The 25188-nt window shown below is 44.3% G+C and carries 20 protein-coding genes and 2 pseudogenes; 14 read left to right on the top strand and 8 right to left on the bottom strand.

Features of this window, described 5'->3' with window-relative positions:
* Both LZ23_RS12010 and LZ23_RS12015 read right to left on the bottom strand, forming a co-directional pair.
* On the bottom strand, window positions 1-264 hold a 264-nt coding region (locus LZ23_RS12010; protein WP_045214544.1), incomplete at its 3' end, for a hypothetical protein.
* 58 nt (window positions 265-322) lie between these two features.
* Window positions 323-2344 (bottom strand): PAS domain-containing hybrid sensor histidine kinase/response regulator, encoded by a 2022-nt coding sequence (locus tag LZ23_RS12015; RefSeq protein ID WP_052507341.1) that lies wholly within the window; start codon window positions 2342-2344, stop codon window positions 323-325.
* Between the two features lie 246 nt (window positions 2345-2590).
* Between LZ23_RS12015 and LZ23_RS12020 the strand changes: the two genes are divergently transcribed.
* From LZ23_RS12020 to LZ23_RS12025, 3 genes are all read left to right on the top strand, one after another.
* Window positions 2591-4081: a fused MFS/spermidine synthase gene (locus LZ23_RS12020; protein WP_045214546.1), complete on the top strand. Its 1491-nt coding sequence runs from the start codon at window positions 2591-2593 to the stop codon at window positions 4079-4081.
* Complete coding sequence (locus LZ23_RS25370; protein WP_084591041.1) at window positions 4082-4255, top strand: BrnT family toxin; 174 nt, start codon at window positions 4082-4084, stop codon at window positions 4253-4255.
* A 218-nt stretch (window positions 4256-4473) separates the two neighbouring features.
* Entirely contained in the window at window positions 4474-4650 is a 177-nt protein-coding gene (locus LZ23_RS12025; RefSeq protein WP_157493215.1) for a hypothetical protein, read from the top strand.
* Between the two features lie 51 nt (window positions 4651-4701).
* Here LZ23_RS12025 and LZ23_RS12030 read toward each other — a convergent pair whose 3' ends face one another.
* Window positions 4702-6498: an ABC transporter substrate-binding protein gene (locus LZ23_RS12030; protein WP_045214553.1), complete on the bottom strand. Its 1797-nt coding sequence runs from the start codon at window positions 6496-6498 to the stop codon at window positions 4702-4704.
* A gap of 543 nt (window positions 6499-7041) precedes the next feature.
* Between LZ23_RS12030 and LZ23_RS12035 the strand changes: the two genes are divergently transcribed.
* The 11 genes and pseudogenes from LZ23_RS12035 to LZ23_RS12075 all read left to right on the top strand — a co-directional run bounded on the left by LZ23_RS12035 (window position 7042) and on the right by LZ23_RS12075 (window position 16236).
* On the top strand, window positions 7042-8109 hold the full coding sequence (locus LZ23_RS12035; protein WP_045214554.1) for a Fic family protein: 1068 nt from the start codon (window positions 7042-7044) through the stop codon (window positions 8107-8109).
* A 39-nt stretch (window positions 8110-8148) separates the two neighbouring features.
* Window positions 8149-8442, top strand: a pseudogene (locus LZ23_RS25545) (hypothetical protein); the annotation flags it as partial.
* Window positions 8443-8802: 360 nt separating this feature from the next.
* Complete coding sequence (locus LZ23_RS12045; RefSeq protein ID WP_084591043.1) at window positions 8803-10026, top strand: DNA cytosine methyltransferase; 1224 nt, start codon at window positions 8803-8805, stop codon at window positions 10024-10026.
* Window positions 10019-10432, top strand: coding sequence for a very short patch repair endonuclease (locus tag LZ23_RS12050; protein WP_045214557.1), 414 nt, complete (start codon window positions 10019-10021; stop codon window positions 10430-10432). The genes LZ23_RS12045 and LZ23_RS12050 overlap by 8 nt, the downstream gene beginning before the upstream one ends.
* Window positions 10422-10958: a KpnI family restriction enzyme N-terminal domain-containing protein gene (locus tag LZ23_RS24690; protein WP_198145986.1), complete on the top strand. Its 537-nt coding sequence runs from the start codon at window positions 10422-10424 to the stop codon at window positions 10956-10958. Before LZ23_RS12050 ends, LZ23_RS24690 begins: the two co-directional genes overlap by 11 nt.
* A gap of 12 nt (window positions 10959-10970) precedes the next feature.
* Window positions 10971-11081, top strand: a pseudogene (locus tag LZ23_RS25705) (KpnI family restriction enzyme N-terminal domain-containing protein); the annotation flags it as partial.
* A gap of 69 nt (window positions 11082-11150) precedes the next feature.
* Window positions 11151-11339 carry an HNH endonuclease gene (locus LZ23_RS25710; RefSeq protein WP_492207394.1) on the top strand — a complete coding sequence of 63 codons (189 nt, stop codon included), beginning with the start codon at window positions 11151-11153 and terminating at the stop codon, window positions 11337-11339.
* Window positions 11311-11541: a type I restriction enzyme endonuclease domain-containing protein gene (locus tag LZ23_RS25555; protein ID WP_045214558.1), complete on the top strand. Its 231-nt coding sequence runs from the start codon at window positions 11311-11313 to the stop codon at window positions 11539-11541. The genes LZ23_RS25710 and LZ23_RS25555 overlap by 29 nt, the downstream gene beginning before the upstream one ends.
* Window positions 11542-11650: 109 nt before the next feature.
* The gene (locus LZ23_RS12065; RefSeq protein WP_045214560.1) at window positions 11651-13096 is read left to right on the top strand and encodes a sodium/glutamate symporter; all 1446 of its coding nucleotides are present in this window, start codon (window positions 11651-11653) and stop codon (window positions 13094-13096) included.
* Between the two features lie 434 nt (window positions 13097-13530).
* Window positions 13531-14745: an L-serine ammonia-lyase gene (locus LZ23_RS12070; RefSeq protein ID WP_045215399.1), complete on the top strand. Its 1215-nt coding sequence runs from the start codon at window positions 13531-13533 to the stop codon at window positions 14743-14745.
* A gap of 255 nt (window positions 14746-15000) precedes the next feature.
* Complete coding sequence (locus LZ23_RS12075; RefSeq protein WP_045214561.1) at window positions 15001-16236, top strand: aromatic amino acid transport family protein; 1236 nt, start codon at window positions 15001-15003, stop codon at window positions 16234-16236.
* 546 nt (window positions 16237-16782) lie between these two features.
* On the opposite strand, the gene LZ23_RS12085 is transcribed toward LZ23_RS12075, so the two are convergent.
* The 5 genes from LZ23_RS12085 to LZ23_RS12110 form a co-directional block, all read right to left on the bottom strand.
* Window positions 16783-18105 carry an ATP-binding protein gene (locus LZ23_RS12085; RefSeq protein ID WP_045214565.1) on the bottom strand — a complete coding sequence of 441 codons (1323 nt, stop codon included), beginning with the start codon at window positions 18103-18105 and terminating at the stop codon, window positions 16783-16785.
* A 325-nt stretch (window positions 18106-18430) separates the two neighbouring features.
* Window positions 18431-20380 carry a response regulator gene (locus LZ23_RS12095; RefSeq protein WP_052507342.1) on the bottom strand — a complete coding sequence of 650 codons (1950 nt, stop codon included), beginning with the start codon at window positions 20378-20380 and terminating at the stop codon, window positions 18431-18433.
* Between the two features lie 13 nt (window positions 20381-20393).
* Window positions 20394-20861, bottom strand: coding sequence for a response regulator (locus tag LZ23_RS12100; RefSeq protein WP_045214568.1), 468 nt, complete (start codon window positions 20859-20861; stop codon window positions 20394-20396).
* 2 nt (window positions 20862-20863) lie between these two features.
* Window positions 20864-22789 carry an ATP-binding protein gene (locus LZ23_RS25375; RefSeq protein WP_052507343.1) on the bottom strand — a complete coding sequence of 642 codons (1926 nt, stop codon included), beginning with the start codon at window positions 22787-22789 and terminating at the stop codon, window positions 20864-20866.
* Window positions 22786-23817 (bottom strand): ABC transporter substrate-binding protein, encoded by a 1032-nt coding sequence (locus LZ23_RS12110; protein WP_045214569.1) that lies wholly within the window; start codon window positions 23815-23817, stop codon window positions 22786-22788. Before LZ23_RS12110 ends, LZ23_RS25375 begins: the two co-directional genes overlap by 4 nt.
* Between the last annotated feature and the right edge of the window lie 1371 nt (window positions 23818-25188).

A 25188-nucleotide genomic window follows, 5' to 3' on the forward strand; every position in this document is an offset into this window, starting at 1 on the left:
ATCAGCGGTTTTGATTACAGCTGAAAAGTCCAAACGAAAGATGGTCACTCCAAGAGAAGCCACTTGAGCTGAACGTTCCCGCTGCTTAAACTCCAGCTCCTCAACCTCCTGGCCAATGATGGTGGAAATGATCACCCTGGCCACAGGCAAATCGTCCATCAGATACTTAAATACAGCATCATAAATCGGATTGGCTATTACTACAGGAGTATCCATCTTGCCGCCATGGGCTGATTTATCTGCCTGATATGAATTTGATGACATGTCAGTCTCCAAAATTTAGGTCATTGGGAAGGGGAACCTGGCATCCTTATACCCTGGATCACACTAAAACAGCAGACTGCTTCTTATTTCTCACATGCTTGGCAAGCATACCTGACAATCCATCGAACTCAACAGGCTTGGCAAGGTAATCATTCATACCGGATTGAATAAATTTTTCACGGTCTCCTGCCATGGCGTAGGATGTCACAGCTATGATAGGAATCTCTTCAGCATTGGCAATTTTATCAGAATTACGAATCTCATGTGTGGCTTCTACTCCATTCATAACCGGCATCTGAACATCCATGAGAACACAGTCAAAAGTATCATTTTCAAGGCATTGAACCGCATCTTTGCCATTCTCAACACTCTTGACAATACACCCGAGTCTTTTGAGCATCTTTTCCACGAGAAGCCTGTTTATTCTATCATCCTCTGCCAGTAAAATTCTCGGAGCTGCAAGTGACTTTTGACCGGAAACCTCTGCTTCATCCAAGGCTTGAACATCACTTCCACGAGCAACACTGAAGGATATTTTGACGTATACCGAACTGCCGGCATTATCTTCTGATTCAATGGAAAGGTTGCCGTTCATAGCCTGAAGCAGTCTTTTGACAATGCTCAATCCAAGCCCTACTCCCTCATAATCTTTGGTATATGAAGAGTCAGCCTGAGTAAATGGTTCAAACGCCTTTTCCAGAATTTTGTCAGGGATACCAATACCTGTATCACTAACGATAAACAAGAGGTCAACCTTTTCTTCATCCTGTTGGAGACGATGCACATCAATCCTGACACTGCCTTTGGAAGTAAACTTCAAAGCATTGCCCACAAGATTCAAAAAAATTTGTGAAACCCTCTTGCTGTCACCCTTGAGCATGTGAGGGACTTTTTTATCAATATTCAAATTAAATGAAATATCCTTGATACTGGCCTCATGCAAAAAGGCTTCGTATACTCCGCGCAATAACTCTGCGAGATCAAATGTTTCATGGGATATTCTCATCCTGCCTGATTCAAATCGTGAAATGTCGAGAATATCACTAAGTAATTTAGTCAGCCTGCGTCCAGATGACAATGCATTGTGGATATACTCAGTCTGCTCCTCGTCAAGGGGGGTTGTTTCCACAAGCTGCAGCATTCCCAGAATTCCATTCAGGGGAGTTCTTATTTCATGACTCATATTGGCAAGAAACTCACTTTTGATCTTACTCGCTTCCTCAGCCTTCTGAGCCATTTCTCTGGAATAAACCAGGGCCTTTTCCAGTTGCGTGTTAATTTCTTCAACTTCGGCCCTGGTCTTGTCAGCCTGATGCTTGGCTTTTAACAGGTCGTTGCGATCCTGAATGCGCTGCGTTATATCTCTAAATATAACTGCAACGTAATTCTTCATGGTAGAATAGGCAGAAACCTCAAAATATTTATCAAACTGTACGCTGTAACCATCAAACTGATCCTGTTCTCCTGTCAGGGCTACTCTGCCGAATCTTTCAATCCAGAATTTTTCGATTCTGGGAAACAAATCAAGAATTCTTTTACCAACAACATCAGCAGCAGAAAAATCAATGATTTTTTCAGCTGACTCATTAGCTGAAAGAACTTCAAGGTCAACAGGTTGTCCGTTCTGGTCACAAATTACTTTGCTAAAAAAGTAACCTTCAAACATCTTTGCAAAAATGGACTTGTAGGCAATGCGCGCTTTCTGCTCTTCTGTAACGTCCCTGAAGATACACAATACACTTGCTACTTCATCCCCTTGAAATTCAGGAATAATCCTCCAGTTAAAAATCAGCTTTTTATCTAACCATGTAAAGGCAAAGCTAGTTTCGCGACTCTTGGCAGTTTCAAAAACCTGTTTAATTTGACTTTCCAGAAACACAATCTGATCAGACTGCAAGCCAAGATCACTGAAGGTCTTGCCAAGAATCTCATCAATACTCATATGCAGATACTTTTCTATAGCAGGGCTTATATAAATATGCCTGCAATCCTTATCCAAACGGGCAATAACATCTGGAAGGTGGCTGATTAGCGACCTGCAATGATCACAACCATTATTGTTTTCCTGATTTTGATGCATACATATCCCCAACTTGAGAGTTCAAAGTTCCTGGTCCTTCGTTCCTGTTTGCAAGAAACAATTAATATCTTATCTTTGTCATTTTGACTACAAAAATTCACCATCAGTTTTTGCAGTTTGCAACTCATGGTCAAAGTCGATAAAGTAGTGAGCGCCGAAAGCACTTGGCACTCGAAAGTTTGATCCTGAGCCGCCCGAATGCAGCTCTTTTCACTTTCAATTTCTCCTAAGGATGCGACATTTATCATGAAAAACTACTCTTTAGAATTAATAGTTTTCACATCAGGGGCTGTAGTTATGATCCTGGAACTGGTTGGGGCCCGAATTATGGCTCCATACTTGGGGACTTCAATTATTGTCTGGACAGGATTGATAGGTATAGTCCTGGCAAGCTTGAGCGTGGGGTATGCCGTGGGTGGAAAGTTTGCAGACCAGGGCCCTACCATGGGCAGACTGTCCATTATAATACTTTCTTCAGGACTTTTGATTGCCTTCTGTACTATGATTCACAGGCCTGTACTCTCTTTTCTCCTTGACTCAGGTGCGGGCATTTATATGAATGTGATTCTGGCCACCACAATTTTGTTTGGACCACCAAGTATTGGACTGGGAATGATCACTCCATATGCTGTGAAAATGAGGATCAAAAGTTTAGAAACATCCGGGTCAGCAGTTGGTCGCATGTATGCACTATCTACTATAGGCAGCATCATAGGAACCTTTCTTTCAGGGTTTGTACTTGTGGCCTTTTTTGCCAGTACAAGCATTTTGTTTTTTCTTGCTATGGTCATGGGTCTTCTTTCTTTACTTGCAGCAATTAAACCTGCTGCCTGGGCCAAGCTTGCTCTCATGCTTGTTGGTGCTCTGGGCATAGCAACTGTTACATCTTACCGCAGCCTGGCTCAGGAACAGGGCTTCTATGATTATGATTCGCGTTATAGCCGGATACAAATCTTTCAAGGTTATGAACAGGATTCAGGCAGAATGGTAAGGGTTGCAACCACCAGCCCCAACAGATTTCAATCTGCAATGTATGTTGATGATCCAACCGAGCTTATCCTTGAGTACACCAAATACTTCAAGCTCATTGAGCACTTCAATCCAGATATTCAAATATCTCTAATGCTTGGTGGCGGAGCCTACTCATTTCCCAAATATTACCTGGCTTCATTGCCCAATGCTGAAATTGATGTTGTTGAGCTTGACCCTCTCTTCACCAGTCTGGCCAAAAAACACTTTAAATTGAACGAAAACCCAAGAATGCGCACCATTCATATGGACGCCAGGTCTTTTCTCAACACCGCTCAAGAAAAGTACGACGCAATCATATCCGACGTTTTCAGCAGCTCGTACTACATCCCGTTTCAAATGACCACCATTGAGGCGGTAAAACATATGTATCGGCTTCTAACACCTGGATCAGTGGTCCTTATGAACATAATATCACCTGTTGAAGGTCCCAACAGCCGTTTCTTTCAGGCCCAATACCAGACCTTTGCCGAAATCTTTCCGCAGACAATGGCTTTTCTTGTGGACAGCCATAAAAATCCTGAAAGTAACCAGAATATTATTATTGCAGCGTTTAAATCTTCTGATCCGGTAAGTCTGGAAAGTACTGATCCAGAAATTGACAGGATGCTTCAGAATGTATGGGCTGGAGATTTTGAACATTCACTTCCTGTTTTAACGGATAACTTTGCTCCTGTTGACAGGTATCTTATTCCGGTTATTAACTGAATGATAATTTTTTTACCTGAATTTATCAGTGAGGAACGCTTTGTCCTGATTGGGCGATCCATTCAAGGGCGGCTTATGGTTATCGTCCATACTGACAGAGGGGAACGAATACGAATCATCAGCTCCAGATTGGCTACAAACAACGAGAAGGGAAGATATGAAGAGAATGAATAGTGAATCAGTCAACGAGGCTCCGAGGACTGACAGCAATCATAAAAAGGCATAAAAGGGCCGAAGCAGGGCATGGAGAGCACTCATCAACTCTTCATGCCAGGGTTATGTAACTGGTTTCCATCCGGAAATTTATTATTTCCGGATGCTGAACTGATTGTTTTCTTTCCGGAAACAGGTTTTTTTTTGCAGTCACATCCTCAATGCTGGAGGGTTTGGCCTTGAGCCATCAGGAACATTTTAATGAGATACGCACCAGATATGGTGGGGTTAGCCTGCAAAAACATGATCTGACTCTTAAGACTGCCTGGCAGGCTACCCACAGGATTGAGAGAATAACGTACCTGCTTGATGATTATGTTTTATTGCGCCTACCTAAAAAGGAGACAGAAGCGTGACTGTCATCCAATATAAAAATACAGCAAACCCATCTTTTGTCCTGAATAAAATTATGAGCCAGAGTAGATTAACCCCAGACGATACTCAGTTCCATGAAGACCAATGCTGGTCCAGATGATCTTTTTTTCTACGATTTGATCCATATATGCGTCCATAAACCGATATTCACCCTTACCTTCAGGCTCTTTGACCATTTTACGGGCAACCTTTATAACTGATGGAAAATCTTCATACATTGGATCATAAAAAGCATTTTTGCCGATTTCCTCTTCATTTATCTCGTATATAATTGTGCCGTCTGTCTGAAGGACAAGCATTTCAACAGGAAAATTATATACCTTCTGTTCAATAACGCTGGCAAAAAATTCAGGTTTCAGAAGGATACTCACTGATCCAATAAATTCATTGTCAGAATCAAAAACAGGATACTCCAGATCAATGCTTACAAAACCTTCAACCATTGGAATAGCCTGACTTAATACCGGTTTCTGTGTCTCGTGCAAACGAATAATCTGTTCCTGATTGCTTATGTCTTTCCCAATAACTTCCTCGTAAATATCAGGAGCTACATTTTTGATGATTCCCTTTCTGTCTACACTGACCGAGTTAAAGGCGTATGGATTCTCGCTGTATAAGTTTTGAAGTATTTTTGAAGCTTCCGGTCCGGTAAGACCAGTATGAGAAAGTTTTTTTGCAGCTTTTGCAATGTTCTTATCCATTTGGGCAAGGATAGATGTTAATTCTTCCTCAGCTGACTTCAAAAGCATGGGAAACTGAAAATCAGCTACCTTAAATTTACCTTCAGCTATTTCTTTATAAAGATAAGGATATGAAGCATCACCCTGAGCATTAAATTCTACCCTGCCCAATGCACCTGTAAATATCTTCCCTTCATACCAGCGAAATAGCTCATCAGGTCTCGAAAGACCATTTTCCATGGCCTGAGACAGAGTTGTTATGGCATCAAATGCTTCAACACCAAAGAAACCGGGTATTTCCTGATGTAGTGCTTCAAAGTCAGCTATGAAGCTGTGATCTAAATTGTAGGATGGATAAGTATAGACAAGACCATTTGTAAACTCTGGTTCATTTAAGAGCTCTGATCTCTCTATAGGACGTGTCCCCACGAGCTGTGAGTTAATCCCGGACAGACGGGCCTTCTTTGCAATTTCAGCTGCCTCACCGGCACTGATAAGGACTAAAGCATCCGGACTGCTGTTATATATATCCTTAAGTTTTGTTCTGATGTCTAATTGTTGAGGATCGTACACATGGTCAGCAACTATTCGGTCTGGGAATCTGTTTTTAAGCATTTCAATCCAGCTTTTTCCCAGATTATTGTCCATTCCCATAACAGCGATACGTTCAAAAGATTCAAGGTACTCATTTAGTTGACGCTGCTCCTGTACGGCATCAAGGGTAAACCTCACTGTCCTGTTTTCAGCTTTACGATCAAGAGCGGCACTTCCAATGGCTATATGGAATATATTCTCTTCAGCCGCCAGGGGGTGAATTGCATCTGAAGCCCAGCTTGAACAGGAGATGACAGTGTGAAGTTTGTCCTCAAAGCGGATTAGTTCCTGGAAAACGTTGACAGCACTTTGTTTGTCAGCACCACCATCTTTAAAAACAAGTTCATAAAGTTGATTATATTTTTCAGCGCCAATCATGATTGCTTTTTGTTGCTCCAAAGCAATGTCAGAAAATGCTGATGAAAAAGGCAGTATGACCCCGATAACAGGTTTACCGGAATTATCATTTTTGTCCTGGGCAAGTATCACGCCAGGATTAAATGAGTATAATTGTAAAGCAAAAATAATTGTCAACAGGTATGTTACTTTTGGCATTCCTACCCTCCTGAATATGAATGATTGATTCTGATAAACAATTGAATTTATTAGTTTGCCGTATGAACTTTTTTTGTCGGGGTTTCATTTAAAGCTATTATCTCTTATATGCAACCATAACCTTAACCCCAGCTTCCGCATGTTTAGTCGAAATTCTATGTTATTTCAAAATGTTATCTTATTTCAGGCTTATTTTTTCGGCACTACTTTTGTGGCGATGTAAGAATATCGGAACACGGATACGATGAACTGGTAGAAGATGGGCTGAATGTCAGAGAAGTACTCGGTAGCAACCTTACATAAAGAACCTTTTAAACATCAAGCTCAGACGATCAGGTCTTCATGAGCGTGAATACGGGCCTGCCTTTTTCGCTTGTAATCCCCACCAAAAAATGGTTACTTGACCGGAATTTGATTAAACAGGGACTTTTCAAGGCTTTTCTGATAATACCCAGGGAACAGGCTGGGGGCAAGCCATTGGCTAATTGAGAATAATGAAATGATGGTTAAAGAAAACAACTTGCCGTACAGAGGGAAAAAGTCATGACGACCCTGCGGCTATTTTCCAGCAGGTTCGATTCCGTGCCGGCAGCCACATCCTGGTATTTGGCGGACCTTGGCGAGGCACGGGGCAAACAGGAATTATTTTCCCGCCAATCGCCCCAGCGTCTCAAGGCTCTGCGGGAGCACGCCCTCGTTGAAAGCGCGGTGTCGTCCAACCGGATTGAAGGCGTTGAAGTCGATCAATCTCGTATTACCACCATCGTTTTCGGCCAGCCTCTTCTGAAGCACCGTGATGAGGAAGAAGTCCGGGGATACAGACAGGCCTTGACCTGGATTCATGATCAAGGCTTAAAAATCCCTGTATCCGAAGAAACGATTCTTCAGTTCCACCGTATGACACGCGGTGAGATCTGGGATGCCGGAAAATACAAGGAGAAAGACGGCGATATTATCGAAAAGTATCAGGATGGCCGGTCACGGGTCCGCTTCAGAACTGTTTCAGCCAAGGTTACACCGAGTTACATGAAGGAGATGATCGGATTGTACGAAGATGCCATCGGTGATCGTATAGTTCCAGGGTTTGTCCTTCTGGCTGCCTTCAACCTTGATTTTTTGTGCATCAACCCCTTTCGTGACGGCAACGGTCGTGTTTCAAGGCTGCTCTTGCTTCTGCAGTGTTACCATTTGGGTTTAGAGGTAGGACGGTATATCAGTCTGGAGCGCCTCATCGAACAGAACAAGGAACGATATTACGAGACCCTGGAGCAAAGTTCCCAGGGCTGGCATGAAGGCAAACACGACCCCTGGCCATACATCAATTTCATTCTTTCCATCATCAGGACGGCCTGTCTTGAATTTGAGCAGCGTATCGGGCGAATGCAGAGTCCCAAGGGCGAAAAAACAAGACTCGTATTACACGCTATCAACAACATATCTGGTTCTTTCAGTGTGGCCGAACTCCAAAACAAGTGCCCCAACGTTAGCGTGGATATGATCCGGCGCATTCTCAAAAATCTTCGGGCCAGGGATCAGGTTAAATGTCTAGGCCGCGGCCAGAACGCCCGGTGGGAAAAAACCGCCAAGTGGGAATTGGGTAATGTCCAATGAATTGGGTAACGCATTGGGTAATTTTAGGGATTTTCTGTTGCCAACCTCAAGAATTTCAGACAGTTCTTCCTTACGTTTCCAGATTTGGGAAAAGGCTACACGTTGCGTAGCGAATTGGGTTGGTCCCATTACCGGCTCATAATGCGGGTTCCTGATCCTGAATCGACAGAGAACAGTTCCTTGCTGCCAAATATCTGCGAGTCCTGCCCAGTGAGGATGAGCTGGCACGGGAACTGGATGCCAGACATGTGTTTAAGGTCAATAGGGAAGGAGGAAAAGAATGAGAGCAGAGCCGGGCTAACCTGCATTCCTGCCGCGACCCTGGCTGCATAGATATGGGCCTGGCTTTTTTTCTTGTAATCCACTGAAGAAAATGGTTACTTGACCTGAATTTGATTCAAAAGGGCTTTTTTAAAGGCTTTTCTGATAATATCCAGGGAACAGGGTGTGGTCATCAGTGCTCCAATGACAACCTGAAGACTCTTACAGTGCCCATTTTGAGGGTAAAACAGGCGTTCTAAGGCAGAATATCAGCCTGTTTTTGGAACGTATCATTTGAAAATTCAGCAGATTGGCTTGGTCCGACCCCAAACAACTGTTCCGCCAGATAATCTATAAGAAATCAATGGCCAGGAGATAAACATCCAACATGGTTTGCATCTCTTGAATTAACAACCAGCACCAATCAAAACAATGGAATACACCACCAAAAACGAAGTTAATGATCTTTCCATCTTTCAAGAAGACCAGAGGATTTATGATCAAAGAGCATGCGGCCGATTAAGAGGCAGTAGCACAAGTTTCCGAATTATCGACGCATTCTCCGGGGCTGGAGGTATGACTTTGGGATTTTCCGGGTTTCTCAACCACGCCTTTAAGCCGGTTTGGGCCAACGACTTCGATAAATACTGCGTTGAGACATACAATAAAAATTTCGGAGGACACTGTATTCCAGGAGACATTGTCGAGATATTGAAAAATCCCGCCATTACCATACCGGATGCTGACGTGGTAATCGGGGGGCCTCCTTGCCAGGGGTTCAGCCTGTTGAATAAAAATCGTGATGGCGATCCCAGAAAACAGCTTTGGAGGCCTTTTCTTGAAATTGTCGAACGTTCAGGGGCAAAGGCCTTTGTCATGGAAAACGTTCCTCAACTTTTAGGATCATTTGAGCACGGTGAAATTATCGGCATGGCCCAAGCCATGGGCTTCAAGGTCTGGGCCGAGGTACTATGCGCTGCAGACTATGGGGTCCCTCAGACCCGCCGCCGGGCGTTCATCATAGGATGCAGGATAATCGATCCCAAAGTGCTGTTTCCGCCACGAAAAACCCATTACAATCCCAATGGAAAAAACAGTAAGCATTCTTCGTCGTTATTAAAACTGAGCGATTATCTGCATAAGCCAAAGAAATGGAAGAGTGTCAGGGATGCAATAGGAGATTTGCCCCCGCCTGAAGGAACTGAAATAAGAAATGTTCCACCACCGTTGGATCTGCATTTTGGACGTAATCCTACTGAACTCAGCCGGAAAAGATACCGGGCAATCCCGGATGAGGGAATGAACCGCTTCGATCTGCAAAAAGTCGCCCCTGATCTCACACCCAAGTGCTGGCTCAGAAAAAAATCAGGTGGAACGGATTTATTTGGAAGGCTTTGGTGGGACAAACCTGCGTTCACCATCCGTACCGAGTTTTTTAAACCCGAAAAGGGCAGATATCTTCATCCTCAGCAACACAGACCCATAACCCACCGTGAAGCAGCCAGACTGCAGACCTTTCCGGATGAGTTCGTCCTCAAGGGAACCAAGATTGAAATTGCCAAGCAAATCGGCAATGCGGTTCCTCCTGTGATGGCGGCCCGTGTAGCGGACGTGGTTTACACTCTTTTGACCTTCAAGGGTTACCACAATGGTTGACTGCTTCAGCGAAGAAAAAAGAAGCTGGGTCATGAGCCGGGTAAAAGGCTGTAATACCAAACCTGAAATGATAGTGAGGTCCATGGTCTTTCGCATGGGATTCAGGTTTCGCCTCCATCGGAGAGATTTACCCGGAACCCCTGACATCGTCCTGCCCAGGCTCAAAAAAATCATATTCGTTCACGGATGTTTCTGGCATGGACATGAAAAGTGCTCCAAGCGTAAACGGCCGAATGAAAACCAGTCTTTCTGGAACAAGAAGCTCAACGACAATATCAATAGGGACAGGAACAACATTCAGCATTTGAAGGATCTGGGCTGGGACGTACTTGTGATTTGGGAATGTGAAACCAGAAATGCACAAAACTTGTCAAAAAAATTAGAGGTTTTTTTAAATGACGGTTGATCAGGAAAAAACACTTCAGGAAATCGAAAACCTGATTCTCAACTTCAAGGTCGAGCTTAAGAAGGATGACCTTCGATCAAAAGTAACTGCCTTGGTGCCGGTTTTCCATAAACTACGAAAGATGGGCCAATCGTTGGTCTCTTCAAAGCACACATCCTCTGCGAGAGAGCGTATTCTTTATTACTTTCGTAAATATCCCAAAGTGGTGATTGCCTGTGATGAACTGATGGTTGTCTCCGGAATACAGGATTACCCTCGAAGGATAAGGGAATTGAGGGTTCAGTTCGGTTGGTCCGTTGCTAGCGGTGTGACCATAAAGGAAATGCTTCTGGATCAGGAGGTGGAAATTCCTGATGAATACCGGGACATGAAACCAGACGATTATGTACTGCTTGATGAAGACCAGGACAGGGATGCGGCCCACCGGTGGAATCTGGCCAATAGCATTCGTAAAGAAAAAGGTTCGATTCGCAGCAAAATTCTCAAATATCTCCGGAAAAATGTGGGCAAACAGGTCACCAACTAAGAATTACGATATGTTTCAGGAAACAAAATGGAATGGGCAAGACGGGTCCGCGAGCTCAGGACTGAACTAGGGTGGCCCATAGTCACCAAGTCTACAGGCCGCCCGGACCTGGCAATAGGTGCCTACACGCTTGAAGCCGACCGTCAAGGTTATGAACACGATAGGAAGATACCAGACAATATTCGCAGGGAAGTGCTGCGGAGAGATGGATACAAATGCAGTGAGTGCAGCTGGTCACATGAAGAATGGAACCCCTCCGATCCAAGGCACCTCGAATTGCACCACATTCAATATCATGCGAAGGGTGGTAAGAATACAAAAGAAAACCTCCAAACTTTTTGTACTGTATGTCATGACAAGATTCATAAGGTTAAGAAGTGATTTTTTTTGTAGCCCGTCTTTCGACAAGGCCAGATACACGGACTGGGACCGCCGTGACGATATCAAGGCCGAACTCAAGGCTGATCTGATCATTCTCCTGGCCGAGCACGGCTATCCCCCGGTGGACCGGGATGAAGTATATAAGGAAATCTTTGAACAGGCTGAGAATTTCAAGAAGTATCAAACCAGGGTCGGGGCTTGAAAGGTCCCGTGCCATAGACCAGGCTAAGCAGATACATTGGAATAAATCTTTTGTTGCAGCGTGAAAAAATATCTTTCCAACCTTTAACAAAACATATATGAGCTAAAGCATGAACCTTGAACAAATATTCTATGCACTAATCATTATTGGCATTCTGCTCATTGCAGGAAAAATAATTCGTCGCAAATTCGAAATCTTTCAAAAGCTATTCATACCCGCGTCCATCATTGCCGGCTTTATCGGGCTGATTTTAGGCCACCAGGTCCTTGGCAACGGTCTTCAATTGATAATCAAACAAGAACACTGGCTCTGGCAGGGTCTATTCCCGCAAAGCATTCTTGATGTCTGGTCAGGACTTCCCGGGCTGCTTATAAGCGTGGTTTTTGCTGCCCTGTTTCTCGGCAAAAAAATTCCTCCAGTAAAAGAAATCTGGCATAAAGCAGGCCCCATGGTGGCTCATGGTCAAACCATGGCCTGGGGACAATATGTAATAGGCATTTCCCTTGCTCTTTTTCTGCTGACTCCCGTGTGGGGCATCAGCCCCTTATCCGGAGCACTGATAGAAATCAGCTTTGAAGGCGGCCATGGGACTGCTGCAGGCCTTGCCGATACTTTTAAGGAGCTTGGTTTTGCAGATGGAGCAGATCTGGCTCTGGCGCTGGCAACTGTTGGGGTTGTAATGGGAACTCTTCTTGGCATTTTGCTCATCAACTGGGGAGTTCGTACTGGCAGGATTAATCCCCCTGACAAAACCAGCAGTCAGGACATGGAAGAACTTGCAGACCATGATGAAAGAGAGACCCAAAATCTTGATATTGATAAATTCAGCGCCATGACCGAGCCTCTTTCCCTGCATCTGGCTTTGGTCGGTGCAGCCATAGGCTTTGGCTGGCTTTTACATCAGGGACTTATGATCTTGGAACGAATGGCTTTTGGTGGAAGTGACTTTGAACTTATGCGCCACGTGCCTCTTTTTCCCCTGGCCATGATTGGCGGCGTCCTTATCCAGATCTTTCTGGATAAAGTACATTACTCAAAATACATTGACCGCAAACTTATAAATCGCATTTCTGGTGCAGCATTAGATATACTTATTGTTTCTGCCCTGGCTACACTGTCATTAATGGCCATTGGCGAAAATATCTATCCCTTTTTAATAATTGCAGCTGCAGGAATAGCCTGGAACCTCTTTGGTTTTATCGTGCTTGCCCCGCTTATGTTTCCGAGAAACTCTTTTGCCATGGGCATGGGTAACTTTGGGCAATGCATGGGAATGACAGTCATAGGACTTCTGCTTATGCGTATTGTTGACCCTGACAACAAAACAGGTGCCATGGAAAGCTTTGGCTACAAGCAGCTGATGTTTGAGCCGGTTGTAGGAGGAGGCTTGTTCACTGCAGCTTCCCTGCCACTAATCTATCAATTCGGCCCTGCACCAATACTCGCTGGAACTTCGGTCTTAGCTCTGGCATGGCTGATATTTGGACTGATTTATTTCGGACCACAAAAAAACAGCAAAAAAATGCAAAACACAGAGGAAGATGCTGCTCAGTAACTCTATCATTGGTGGCAGGATTCAGGAGCTTCCAGTCAAATTTGCCAACTGATCTTGTTCCTGAAAATATTGTCATAGTATTCTAATGCGGGTTGTGCCCACAACCCAATTTAAACAAGGATCGTTTCAACCCGGGGCGATAACCGTATTTTTCAGACTAAAGGCTAAAGGCTAAAGGCTGAAGGCTAAAGGCTGAAGGCTGAAGAATAAGGACCCTGGATATTATTGCTCTTGTCAGGGTTAAAAAATTTCTTTTTTTCTACAGGACTGTGGCAGTAAGTTACTAAGGTTAAAACCCGATTGTGACGGCTTGACACTGCTTCCTGCCTGGAGGGGGACTGTCCATGCTTCGGGACTGTCTCCAAGTGACTTTTCAGAAACGCGTAGTGCACCCTTTAGTCAGATGTCTTTTCACCAGAATTGAAGGAAAAAATGTGCAATCTTTAAAAGAGCTTTACCGCTACGGCATGGGGCCTTCCAGCAGCCATACCATGGGGCCCAGACGGGCTGCGGAAATATTTCGCGAGCGTAACTCAAAAGCCTGCCAGATAAAGGTGGATCTTTACGGAAGCCTGAGTCTGACCGGCAAAGGACACCTTACAGACCAGGCAATATTATCGGGCCTTGCACCCTTATCCTGCGAAATTATCTGGCATGAGAGCAGTCTTGACTTTCATCCCAATGGCATGCGCTTCAGATCTTTTGATGGCAACAACAATCTGCTGGAAGAATGGACTGTATTCAGTATTGGAGGCGGAGAACTGCGTGAACTGGGGCAATGTCAGGCAGAAACCCCTTATGTGTACAAGCAGGATTCCATGGCCATGGTGCTGGAGTGGACCGAAAAGACCGGCCAGCCCATATGGTCTCTAACAATGGAAACCGAGGGCCCATCACTTTGGGAATATTTGAAATTTGTCTGGGCCAAGATCAAACAGTCAGCTGAAGAAGGTCTTGGTAAAGAAGGCTGTCTGCCTGGTGGCCTGCACCTCAAGCGCAAAGCCCATAGCTTTATGGCCAGAACAAAACAGCTGCATAAAAAATCACAGCGCACAGCACTCCTTTCAGCTTACGCCCTGGCTGTATCCGAGCAGAATGCTGCTGGGGGTTTTGTTGTGACTGCGCCAACCTGCGGATCGTGCGGGGTGCTCCCTGCGGTTCTTCTTTATCTGAAAAAAGAGCTCAAAGTCTCTGAGGACAGCATAATCAAGGCCATGGCCACTGCCGGCATTGTGGGCAATCTGGTTAAGAGAAACGCCTCTATTTCTGGTGCAGAGGTGGGCTGTCAGGGTGAGGTGGGAGTAGCCTGTGCCATGGCTTCTGCTGCAGCTGCTCAATTGATGGGAGGTACACCGCATCAGGTGGAGTATGCTGCTGAAATTGGTCTTGAGCATCATCTGGGACTGACATGTGATCCGGTTTTGGGGCTGGTGCAAGTCCCCTGCATAGAACGAAATGCATTTGGTGCCATAAGAGGCCTGGCTGCTGCTGAATATTCCCTGCTTTCAGACGGTCGTCACCTGATAAGTTTTGACCAGGTGGTGGATGTTATGCAGCAGACCGGACATGACCTCCCAAGTTTATACCGGGAAACATCCCAGGGCGGTCTGGCCAGGGCATTCAAACCTCAAAATAATGCAAGAGTTTAGTCTTTTTGTAAGTAAACAGAGGACAGGTACACCGCGCCCCCTCGTTCCCAGGCTCCAGCCTGGGGACGTTAAGTACTTGCGGCTCCAGCCGCTTCTTAATATCAAAACCTGGATTCCGGCTTTCGCCGGAATGACGATAATGAGCTTCACTTTGCTTTAACCGTCACCCCGGATCCCGGATCAAGGTCCGGGACAGGCTTTGATCCGGGGTCCAGTTTTTTTGAAGTTACTTATAAAATTATAAGGAATAACAAAATGCATAGTCAAAACAAACAGGTATCGCCGGGCACTGGGCTCATTATTGCCTGCTCAGCTCTAATTGCAGGCAATCTGGTGGGGGCTGGGATTCTTGGTCTGCCAATAAATACAGGACTTGCAGGTCTTGGTCCATCAATGCTGGCCATGATTGCAGGCGGGGCAATGATGTTTTTAACCGCTGTAATCCTTGGAGAGCAGTCAGCCAAAGGCCGAAACGAGACTTTTGACTACCCTTCCCTGTATGAAACTTTTCTGGGCAGATTCGGCAAATGGGCAGCCATCATTGCCAATATGATAATCCTTTATGGACTGCTAACCGCATATTTTACTGGAGGAGCTAAGATTGTAGCCAGTCTGGCAGGAATTGAGGGTCAGGCAACGCTGGTTACCCTGTTTTTTGCCATGCCCCTGATCGTGCTGACATGCATAAACTTATCCATTATTCAGCGCCTGAATACTTTTCTGGTGATTTTTCTTGCTGGAACGTTTATTCTGCTGGTGGCCTTAAGTTCCGGACACGTAGAATTATCAAGGGCTAATTATTCAGACTGGTTTTTTTTACCAGCCACCCTGCCCATCATTGTTACGGCATTTCATTTCCATAACATAATCCCCACGGTCAGCACTCAGCTGAACTGGGATATGAAGGCTTTTAAAAAGGCAGTATTGCTGGGAATGTTTATGGCCTTTATCATGAATTCCCTGTGGGTTCTGGTGGGCATCGGAGTGGTACCCCTGACTGGCGAAAACAGTATTCTTGCTGCCTGGCACACCAATACTCCGGCTACAATTCCCATGGGAGTCATTATTGCAAATCCTGTATTTATAATAATGGGATCTGTTTTTGCCCTGGTGGCCATTTCCACATCATTTCTTGCCAATGGTCTGGGTTTACAGGGATTTCTCCGTGATCTTCTCTATAACACCTTTGGAATAAACAACCGGGTTATGGTTATCTTTGCCACCTTTACCCCCCCTCTTCTAACTGCGCTTGTCTATCCTGATATCTTTCTCAAAGCTCTGGACATTGTTGGAGGCGTCGGCATTGTAATTTTATTCGGCATCCTTCCTACACTCATAGTCATCTTAGATAAAGCCCATTCTACCAAAATGCGCATTATATGCAGTCTGGCCTTAGTTTTTGCAGGAGCCATCCTGTTGATGGAAATTTTTCAGGAAATAGGAATGCTGCGCCTTCATCCGTGGGCGGACATCCATGCTTCAGGTAATTAACTTGAGAGTTCAAGGTCCCTGGTTTTTTCGTTCTTGGTTGTAAGCTCTTCACCCGGGCGGACCGGGACCGCACCTGTGAGTAACTTTAAGACTCTGTCACTTTTCTGAAAACTGGGACAGTCCCCGCGAGGTACTATAAAAAAGATTGATACTGCATTGGTTCCTGGAAGAGATTTGCTTAAATGAAAAAATTTACACAGCGAGGGACAGTCCCTGTGCCAGGCGCAAAGTTCCCATCTTTGACGGAACTTTTCAGGCAAATGTGCATGAATCATAAGCAGAAATCGTAAAAATGTGAAAACTGTAACCAACTGATTTTATTAGAAAAACGATTCTAGTTACTTGTAAGAAATAAAGTCAATATATTTGCATAGGATGTAGCGCACCAGGCAGGCTATCTTAGTGATGGCGGGCAACTTTGTGATCATGAAGGGGAGCATTCAAGGCTTGACTGCCGTATTTGGTACTTTCCTCAATTTTTCAATATTAATTCTGTTGGATATAATTCGCAAAACCGTGCTGAATCTCCACTTTCCGGGACAAAAGTCATGGCGCTGGGGACATATCACTTAGAGAAAGGCCTATGAATTCAGCAGTGTATTGCTGATGCGAAGCCAGAATGTTGACAGCTTTTCTGCGAAGAACATTAAGATTAATATGTTTTTTGTTTAGTTTTACTTCAGCCATGACCAGTTTTTTGTCCATATCATTGACCGCCACGATATCGATCTCATTTTTATTCTTGCGCTCCCATGAAGGTCCAATGCGGTTGAATTTTCCAGACAGTTTCATCTCTTGAATAAAGTACTTTTCCAGGAATGCCCCGCTGAAGGTGTCCAAGTCACGCTGTACTACATTGAATACATAGTCCATGTTGCCCATCTCTACGGCACTCAGGTTTTTGAAAATGAAGCGAAACCAGAAGTTAAGAAAGTTATCATCTATGGCATACTTCTGATTTCTACTTCCTGGTTTGGCGAAAAGCGGTCTGACCTTGTGGATGATTCCATAGTCTTTTTCCATTCGTTCCAAGTGGCCGCCGATATTTTTCCCAAGAAGACTTTCCATTTCAGGTCTGGCTGTTCTTGAACCGGCAATAAGGGATAAAATTGAAAAATAGGTTGCATGATCCTTTCCAAATTCATCAATCAATACATCGCGGCCCTCATAGAGAAAAAAAGAATGCTCATCAAGCACAGCCCGGATCATGCTGTCCAGGCTCAGGGCATTTTGTTCAACCAGCAGCTCAATGTATCTGGCAATTCCTCCAGTAAGCATAAAAAAACACAGCAAATCCCTGTTTGAATAATCCGGATGGTAATCACTCATTATCTGCTTGAGAATGTTTGTGCCAAGAGGTTTAAGCACTATTTTCCTGTCTGCCCGGCCATAAAGAGGCTCTTTGCTGTTTTCAAAGATTTTTTTCATTAAAGAATATACAGAACCACAAAGCACAAGGTTCATTTTTGAACGTTCTTTGTATGTATCCCAGAGGTGCTGTATTTCAGAATATACAGCAGGATTGACCGTAACAAACTCCTGGAATTCATCTATTGCAAGGGTAAATGGATGATTGCAGGAGTACTCAAGCAGATACTCAAATATCTGGGAAAAGCTTGAAATCTGGCCTATGATTTTAGCTCCCAGGGATTCCTGAATAATACTGCAGTACTCTTCACAAAGTAAGTTTTCATTTTTTTTGGCTACAAAAAAATATACAAGATTATCAGAAGAAAATGCCTCTTTGATTAATCTGGTTTTACCAACTCTTCTTCTTCCGACAATAAAGGTCATTCTGGCTTTTTGTCTTGACTGTAAACGCATATCCTGCAGGATCTTCAGCTCAGCTTCCCTGTCATAAAAACGCATGGGCACACTCCGGTATTGCAATTCATGTATCCAGAATCATCGAAACCAGGGTTATCGTAACCCCTGTTTCAATTTCTATATTACATGTCCTGATGAAAGTCCAGTCTGATTTGTTTTTGGGGAAAGAGTCAGGAATCAGGAATCAGATTGATCGTCATGGGGGCAGACCTGACCAAGCGATTGAATTAATCAACCTGCGATTTAACATCCTCGCAGGTTCGATTCCGAACCAGCGGGGTGAGGAGATTGCAAGTAACTACAAAAAACTGGCCACCGGATCAAAGCCTGTCCCGGACCTTGATCCGGGATCCGGGGCTACGATATTTTAAATGCAACTGAGGAGTCTGTTCAGAGCCTCAACCAGCTTATCTTTATCCACAGGCTTGGGAATATAGTCATCCATACCTTCGTTTAAAAATCTTTCCCGATCTCCGGCCAGAGCGTGGGCAGTAAAGGCAATAATGGGTGTAGTTGATTTATCTTTAAATTTTGGATCATTGCGGATTACCCTGGTTGCTTCAATGCCGTCCATGTCCGGCATTTGAATATCCATAAAAATGGCATCATAAGTATTATTGAGAATAAGTTCCAGAGCAGGCTTGCCATCGCTGGCCTCATCAGCATTATAACCAAGCCTGCCAAGCATATGAGCCATCATGATCCGGTTGATTGGTTCATCATCAACAACCAGAACACGTTTTTCTGCATGAGACTCCTCAATTTTCTGAGTTGCACAAGGCTCAGCCTTTTGATCTTGGGCATCATGTCTTTCAAATACAGGATTGAAGTAAATATCAGTCCCGCATCCAGGTTCGCTGTCTACAGCAATACTCCCACTCATCAGGCCTGCAAGAGATTTGACTATGGACAGGCCTAAGCCTGCTCCCTGGTGCTTGCGAGTCAGGGAGTCATCGACCATGGTGAAGGGCTTGAAAAGTCGGGACAAGTGCTCGGGGTCCATTCCAATGCCAGTATCTGAAATTATGAATAAAACCCTGATCTTTTGGTCACTCTTAGCAGGAATGGCCCATGCCTGCACCTTGACTGTTCCTTTGCTGGAGAATTTAAGGGCATTGTCCACAAGATTCGACAAAATCTGCTGCAGTCTAATCGGATCACCTATGATGTGCTCAGGGATATTGTCATCCAAGCTCCAGGTCAGTGATATTCCCTTCTGTCTTGCTGAAAATTCAAACAGCTGGCAGGTATTTTCCAGCACCTCATGCAGTTTGAATTTGACTGGATGAACAGACAGCCTGCTGGCTCCAATACGACAGACATCCATGATATCGCCCAAAAGCCTGGTCAGTCTGGTACATGACTGGATTCCAAGCTCAATGTATTCCCTCTGATCTTCATCCAGATTGCCCATTTGCAGAAGCTGCAGCATGCCCATCATTCCGTTGATGGGAGTTCTGATTTCATGACTCATGTTGTCCAGAAACCTGCCCTTGGCCTGGCTGGCTGCTTCAGCCTCATTCTTAGCCTTAAGCAGAGCCTTTTGATCCTTCTTGCGCTGTGAAATATCCTGGAAAAAAACCAGAGCTCCCTTTTCACCATCATATTCAAATGGTACTGCTGACAGCTCAACGTCAAAAGAGCTTCCGTCAATTTTGAGCATAATTTGTTCAGCTCTGTAAACTTCCTGACGTTCAACATTAAGAGTATGAAATCTCTTTTCCACCATGTCATGAAAATCAGGATGAACTCTGTCCAGTACAGGTCTGCCAAGGAGCTGATCTTCATTATCAGCTCCCAGAAGTTCAAGAGCAGCAGGATTCAGAAAGGCAAATCTCTTGTTTGTCTGAATATAAATGCCATCTGGGGCTTTCTGGGCCAGAAGTCGAAATCTTTTTTCACTGGCTCTCAAAGCCTTGTCCGCCTCCCTCAATTTAATTCTCTCCTGACTTTGCTTGAGAGCCGAAATTACAGCAGGTCCAAGCCTGAGAATACGTTCTTTAAGAATATAGTCCCAGGCTCCTGCTTTCATGCATTCTACAGCTGTTTCTTCGTCCAGAGCTCCGGTTACAAGGATGAATGGAATATCAGGAAAATTGCTGCATAAAATTTCAAGGGCCTTCATGCCGTCAAAGCCTGGCAGATTATAATCCGAAAGCACTATATCCGGTTCGTATTCAGTCAAAGCCTTAATATAAGCATTTCGGTTATCAACCCGGCAAAAATCAGGTTCAGAAAGCGACTTTCTGACTTCACGCTCAATAATTTCAGCGTCAAAAGGGTTGTCTTCAAGGACAAGTACACGTGTATTTTTCATAAGTTTCTCCAGTCTATCCGACTGATACAGTCCCTGATGTTTCTGGGTGCCGGTTGAGCATCAGCCAGTAATATCCTATTCTGTTCATGGCCTCAAAAAAATCATCAAAATTGACGGGTTTGACAACATAGCTGTTGGCACCCAGGGCGTAGGCCCTTTCAATATCAGGATCTTCATTGGAAGAAGTTACAATAACTACTGGTATTATCCTGGTATCTTCATTGCTTTTTACGGCCTGCAGAACTTCCAGTCCATCAATTTTGGGCAGCTTGAGATCCAGTAGAATAACCTTGGGTTTATGCTTGCAGATCCTTTCGGAGTAATCTCCTCTGCAAAAGATATAATCAAGAGCCTTTGCTCCGTCTTCAACATGATAGAGGCTGTTGGCAAGGTTTCTTTTTCTAAAAGCCCTTATAGTCAATTCAGCATCCTGAGGATTGTCTTCCACCAGCAAAATATCAACAGCCTGAGAATAATCCATTTTCACTCCTTCTTTAAAGGTAAAGAAAAATTAAATTTTGCACCCTTATCAACAACACCTTCGGCCCAGACTCTTCCATTATGACGGTTCACTATTCTCTGCACAATGGCCAGACCCACGCCGGTTCCGGGAAATTCCGCTTCTGTATGCAGGCGTTGAAAAACCCCGAAAAGTTTATCGGCATAGGCTTCATCAAATCCTGACCCATTATCAATAACCTGATAAACAACTTCCTGATCATCTTCCCAAGCCCGAACTCTTATTTCAGGATTATCCTTTTTGGATGTATATTTTAGGGCATTTGACAAAAGATTTTTCCAAACCTGACGCAAAAGGGCCGGATCACCATATGCCATGGGCAGGGGATCAACCTGAAAATCAATTATATCCGGAGCATATCCTGTAACCAGCTCTTTATACACTGATTCTGTCAGGTCCTGCATGTTAACATCAGACAGGCTCATTGAAGTTCGGCTCAGGCGGGAAAACTTGAGGATATCATCAATCAACTGGCCCATTTTGACTGCATTATCAGTGATCACCTTACATATCCTGCGGCCCTCATCATCTAAAGATGAGCCATAATCCTCCACCAGGATCCTGGTGAATCCATTGATGGCCCGCAAGGGGGAACGAAGATCATGGGATACGGAGTAGCTGAAGGATTCCAGTTCCTTATTGGCTTCCTCCAATTGGGCAGTACGTTCTCTTACTTTATCCTCAAGCCTTAAGTTTAATTCTGTAATGTACCGGCGATGCTGGATCATCTCGGTAATATCCCTTACAAAAGCCTGAGCTGCCGGCTTACCTCCATAAGTGATGGAACCTGCTGAAACTTCAACATCCACGGATTGTCCATCTACTCTGAGCATGCGCTGTTCTCTCGGGGGCACTCTTTCCTGACCTGCAGACAGCTCTTTAAGTCTTTCTATAACCCCAGGCCGGTCTTCGGGATGAATAAAATCAAGCAATTCCCTGCCTTTGACCTGTTCAAGGTTGTCATAGCCCAGCAGCCTTAGACCTGCTGGGTTCATGTAAACAATTTTTCCCTGAGACTGCACTATTATGGCCTCAGGAGCCAGCTCTACAAGGGAACGATAACGTTTTTCACTTTCCTTTAAAATACTTTGAATTAATTCTTTTTCAGAAATTTCTAAGCTCAGCTGTTTTGAAGACGCACGTTCATTATTAACAAGATTTTGAATACTCTGCGCCATATAGTTAAAGGATTTTGCAAGTTTTCCAAGTTCGTCTCTGCGCTTATTGGGTATCCGGTAGTCAAGCTTTCCTTGCCCCATCCGATCTGTACCTGCTACCAGAGCATTTATGCCTTGAGAAATATTCAGTCCTAAAATTATCAGGAGGAAAAGAGAGGCAACAAACAGAAAAATCCCAAGACCAGCTACGATCCTGAAGTTACGCTGCTGCAGCAGGACTGATTTTTCCTGTGCCTGGCTGGCCACCACAAACATCCTGGAGAGCAGATTCTGTGTGTCCATGCGCATGCGGGAGCTTATACGTTCAGCAACTTCCTGCAGCCTCCTTATTTCCTCATCATTATTATCAGTAATCATAAGTTCTGAAATTTGGTGATGATTTTCCCGCAGGATTGCAAAAGCTCTGGTAAGCGAATCAAATACCAGAAGCATAGAAGTGATATCATCAGGAATATCGGGCCTGTTCATGGCATCTTTAATCCGCTCAGCTCTGGACAGCCACTGTATTTCCTTGCGTGCTTCCTGGTGGGAAATATATGATTCGGTCAGGAGGGAGAGTTCAGCAATAGATCTTGCCAGTTCCTGGGCCATTGCATCTTTTTTTATCTCCTGGGTTACTGCCCTGGAAAAATAAAGATTGGCTGCAATGACCGCAAAAATAATTATTGATAAAAAAACTGACAGGAATATCAGCTTGGCTCTAATGGTCATTGAATGATGGTGACTCCGTGAGGCTTAACCTTAAGCATTGGTTCAAAGTGTATCAGGCTTAAAAAATCCGGGAGGTTTAAACGGGCTGACTCATGGCGCCCCATTACCCAGCGTGCCTCATCTTCCATGGTAGTCAACAGGGCCTCTCCCAAATTTACTTCAAAAAGGATGTCTTTCCATGAGTGGGCAATGACATCAGGGCTGAGATTTGAATACTGGGCATGAATAGATATGGCCTGGGCAGGGTATCGACTCATGAACTGCTCAGCCTGAAGCAGTGCCTTGAGAAAACTTTCCAGGACATGGGCATTGGCAAGGGCGAACTCTCTGAGGGTTACTGCCAGCCAGGCATTATGGTAAAAGAGATTCAGCGGCATCAGGTATGCTTCACTGTCAAGAAGTTCAATTGCCTGTGCAATATGGGGTTGCCATGAAAAGATGGCATCTACGTCCCCGTAGACAATGGCCTCAACCTGCGATCTAACATCCTTGTCTATAATAATGATTTCAGAGCGCTCAATACCATGAGTCAGCAGAAAAAGGTCCAGGAGATAATCAATGCTGGTCCCTTTTGGCACGGCAATGGTTTTTCCGCGAAGATCCTCAGGTTTTTCTATGCCCCGGTCCCTGCGGGTCAGGATACGGGAAATATTATTGGAAAGGACCATGTCCGCTATAATGACCAGATCTTCCCACTTTTCATCAGTATATTTATATTTATCAAAGTAGGAGTAAACAATGGGCAGTTCTGCCACCATGGCCATATGGGCTCTTGACTCTTTGAGATCTGTCAGAGATTCAACCCCTGCATCATTGACAATCAGGGTCACAGCTAAACCCTGATCCAGGAAAAAACCTTTTTCTTTAGCCACGAAAATTGGAGCGCTGCCAATATAAGTGGAAGCAGCCAATGTTATGCTAATGGGCTCGGTTTTCTCATTTTTTCGGTCAGGCTGACAGGATAGCAGAAAAATAATTGCTACAGCAGCAAGAAACAAAAAAAGTTTGGATTTTCTGATATAATACATGTCTTGTTGCCTTATTAAGATTATGTTCGGAAAAAAATTGCAAAAAATGTTAGGTATTAAAAAGCTGCTGAATCAACTGATGCAGGATGAACAACTGCCTTTTAAAAAGCTTTTTAGCAAAACAATTTGATTTAAGTCAAATCTAAGGTATTGCTGTGTCAAAAAATATTTCATATAAGCTACTTAAATTAAATTTATAGCAAAAACAGACAGTTATAACTTGAACATTTTTACGATTTTTGCTGATTGCTGATTATTGATTCTCAATTACGAGACAAATTCCGTCAAAGATGGGAGATTTGCGCCTGGCACAGCTTCCTGCCCGGAGGCTTACAGCCCGGAGGGGGACTGTCCCTCGCTGTGTAAATTTTTCCATTGAAGCAAATTTCTTCCAGGAACCAATGCAGTATCAATCTTTTTTATAGCACCTCGCGGGGACTGTCCCAATTTTCAGAAAAGTGACAGATTCGTAAAGTTACTCGCAGGTTCGGTCCCGGGCCGCCCGGGTGAAGAGCTTCTAAGTAACTGGAATTGTATTGCCAATAAAATCAGATACTTACAGTTTTCACATTTTCTCGATTTTTGCTTATGATTGATGCACATTTGCCAGAAAAGTTTCGTCAAAGATGGGAGCTTTGCGCCAGGCACAGGGACTGTCCCTCGCTGTGTAAATTTTTTCATTTAAGCAAATTTTTCCAGGAACCAATGCAGCATCAATCTTTTTTATAGTACCTCGCGGGGACTGTCCCAATTTTCAGAAAAGTGACAGACCCGTAAAGTTACTCGCAGGTTCGGTCCCGGTCCCCGGATGAGGAGCTTACAAGTAACTGGAATTGTATTGCCAATAAAATCAGATGCTTACAGTTTTCACATTTTCTCGATTTTTGCTTATGATTGATGCACATTTGCCAGAAAAGTTTCGTCAAAGATGGGAGCTTTGCGCCAGGCACAGGGACTGTCCCTCGCTGTGTAAATTTTTTCATTTAAGCAAATTTTTCCAGGAACCAATGCAGCATCAATCTTTTTTATAGTACCTCGCGGGGACTGTCCAAATTTTCAGAAAAGTGACAGACTCGTAAAGTTACTCGCAGGTTCGGTCCAGGGCCGCCCGGGTGAGGAGCTTACAAGTAACTACAATCGTATATGTAATAAATTCAGAGCATTAAGGTCTTACCATACAGATTGCTTCGGTCGCTTAGGCTCGCTCGTGGGTGACAGGTTTTCAGCAACTGCATCCCTGACAACTCAGGTGTCATTGCGAGCGAGTCCTCGAGCGCGGCAATCCTTGTTGCGAGCGAAGCGAAGCAATCTCGTGCTGAGGCTGTTTTTCTTGTTCCCAGGCTCCAGCCTGGGAATACCACTTTTTTGTGG

It is taken from the genome of Desulfonatronovibrio magnus, assembly GCF_000934755.1.
Taxonomy (GTDB): Bacteria; Desulfobacterota; Desulfovibrionia; order Desulfovibrionales; family Desulfonatronovibrionaceae; genus Desulfonatronovibrio; species Desulfonatronovibrio magnus.

What these genes read in the sequence shown, in the direction of transcription:
- LZ23_RS12015 (WP_052507341.1), bottom strand. Translation starts at nt 2,344, where the DNA reads ATGCATCAAAATCAGGAAAACAATAATGGTTGTGATCATTGCAGGTCG.
- LZ23_RS12020 (WP_045214546.1), top strand. Translation starts at nt 2,591, where the DNA reads ATGAAAAACTACTCTTTAGAATTAATAGTTTTCACATCAGGGGCTGTA.
- LZ23_RS25370 (WP_084591041.1), top strand. Translation starts at nt 4,082, where the DNA reads ATGATAATTTTTTTACCTGAATTTATCAGTGAGGAACGCTTTGTCCTG.
- LZ23_RS12030 (WP_045214553.1), bottom strand. Translation starts at nt 6,498, where the DNA reads ATGCCAAAAGTAACATACCTGTTGACAATTATTTTTGCTTTACAATTA.
- LZ23_RS12035 (WP_045214554.1), top strand. Translation starts at nt 7,042, where the DNA reads ATGACGACCCTGCGGCTATTTTCCAGCAGGTTCGATTCCGTGCCGGCA.
- LZ23_RS12045 (WP_084591043.1), top strand. Translation starts at nt 8,803, where the DNA reads ATGGAATACACCACCAAAAACGAAGTTAATGATCTTTCCATCTTTCAA.
- LZ23_RS12050 (WP_045214557.1), top strand. Translation starts at nt 10,019, where the DNA reads ATGGTTGACTGCTTCAGCGAAGAAAAAAGAAGCTGGGTCATGAGCCGG.
- LZ23_RS24690 (WP_198145986.1), top strand. Translation starts at nt 10,422, where the DNA reads ATGACGGTTGATCAGGAAAAAACACTTCAGGAAATCGAAAACCTGATT.
- LZ23_RS25555 (WP_045214558.1), top strand. Translation starts at nt 11,311, where the DNA reads ATGACAAGATTCATAAGGTTAAGAAGTGATTTTTTTTGTAGCCCGTCT.
- LZ23_RS12065 (WP_045214560.1), top strand. Translation starts at nt 11,651, where the DNA reads ATGAACCTTGAACAAATATTCTATGCACTAATCATTATTGGCATTCTG.
- LZ23_RS12075 (WP_045214561.1), top strand. Translation starts at nt 15,001, where the DNA reads ATGCATAGTCAAAACAAACAGGTATCGCCGGGCACTGGGCTCATTATT.
- LZ23_RS12085 (WP_045214565.1), bottom strand. Translation starts at nt 18,105, where the DNA reads ATGCGTTTTTATGACAGGGAAGCTGAGCTGAAGATCCTGCAGGATATG.
- LZ23_RS12095 (WP_052507342.1), bottom strand. Translation starts at nt 20,380, where the DNA reads ATGAAAAATACACGTGTACTTGTCCTTGAAGACAACCCTTTTGACGCT.
- LZ23_RS12100 (WP_045214568.1), bottom strand. Translation starts at nt 20,861, where the DNA reads ATGGATTATTCTCAGGCTGTTGATATTTTGCTGGTGGAAGACAATCCT.
- LZ23_RS25375 (WP_052507343.1), bottom strand. Translation starts at nt 22,789, where the DNA reads ATGACCATTAGAGCCAAGCTGATATTCCTGTCAGTTTTTTTATCAATA.
- LZ23_RS12110 (WP_045214569.1), bottom strand. Translation starts at nt 23,817, where the DNA reads ATGTATTATATCAGAAAATCCAAACTTTTTTTGTTTCTTGCTGCTGTA.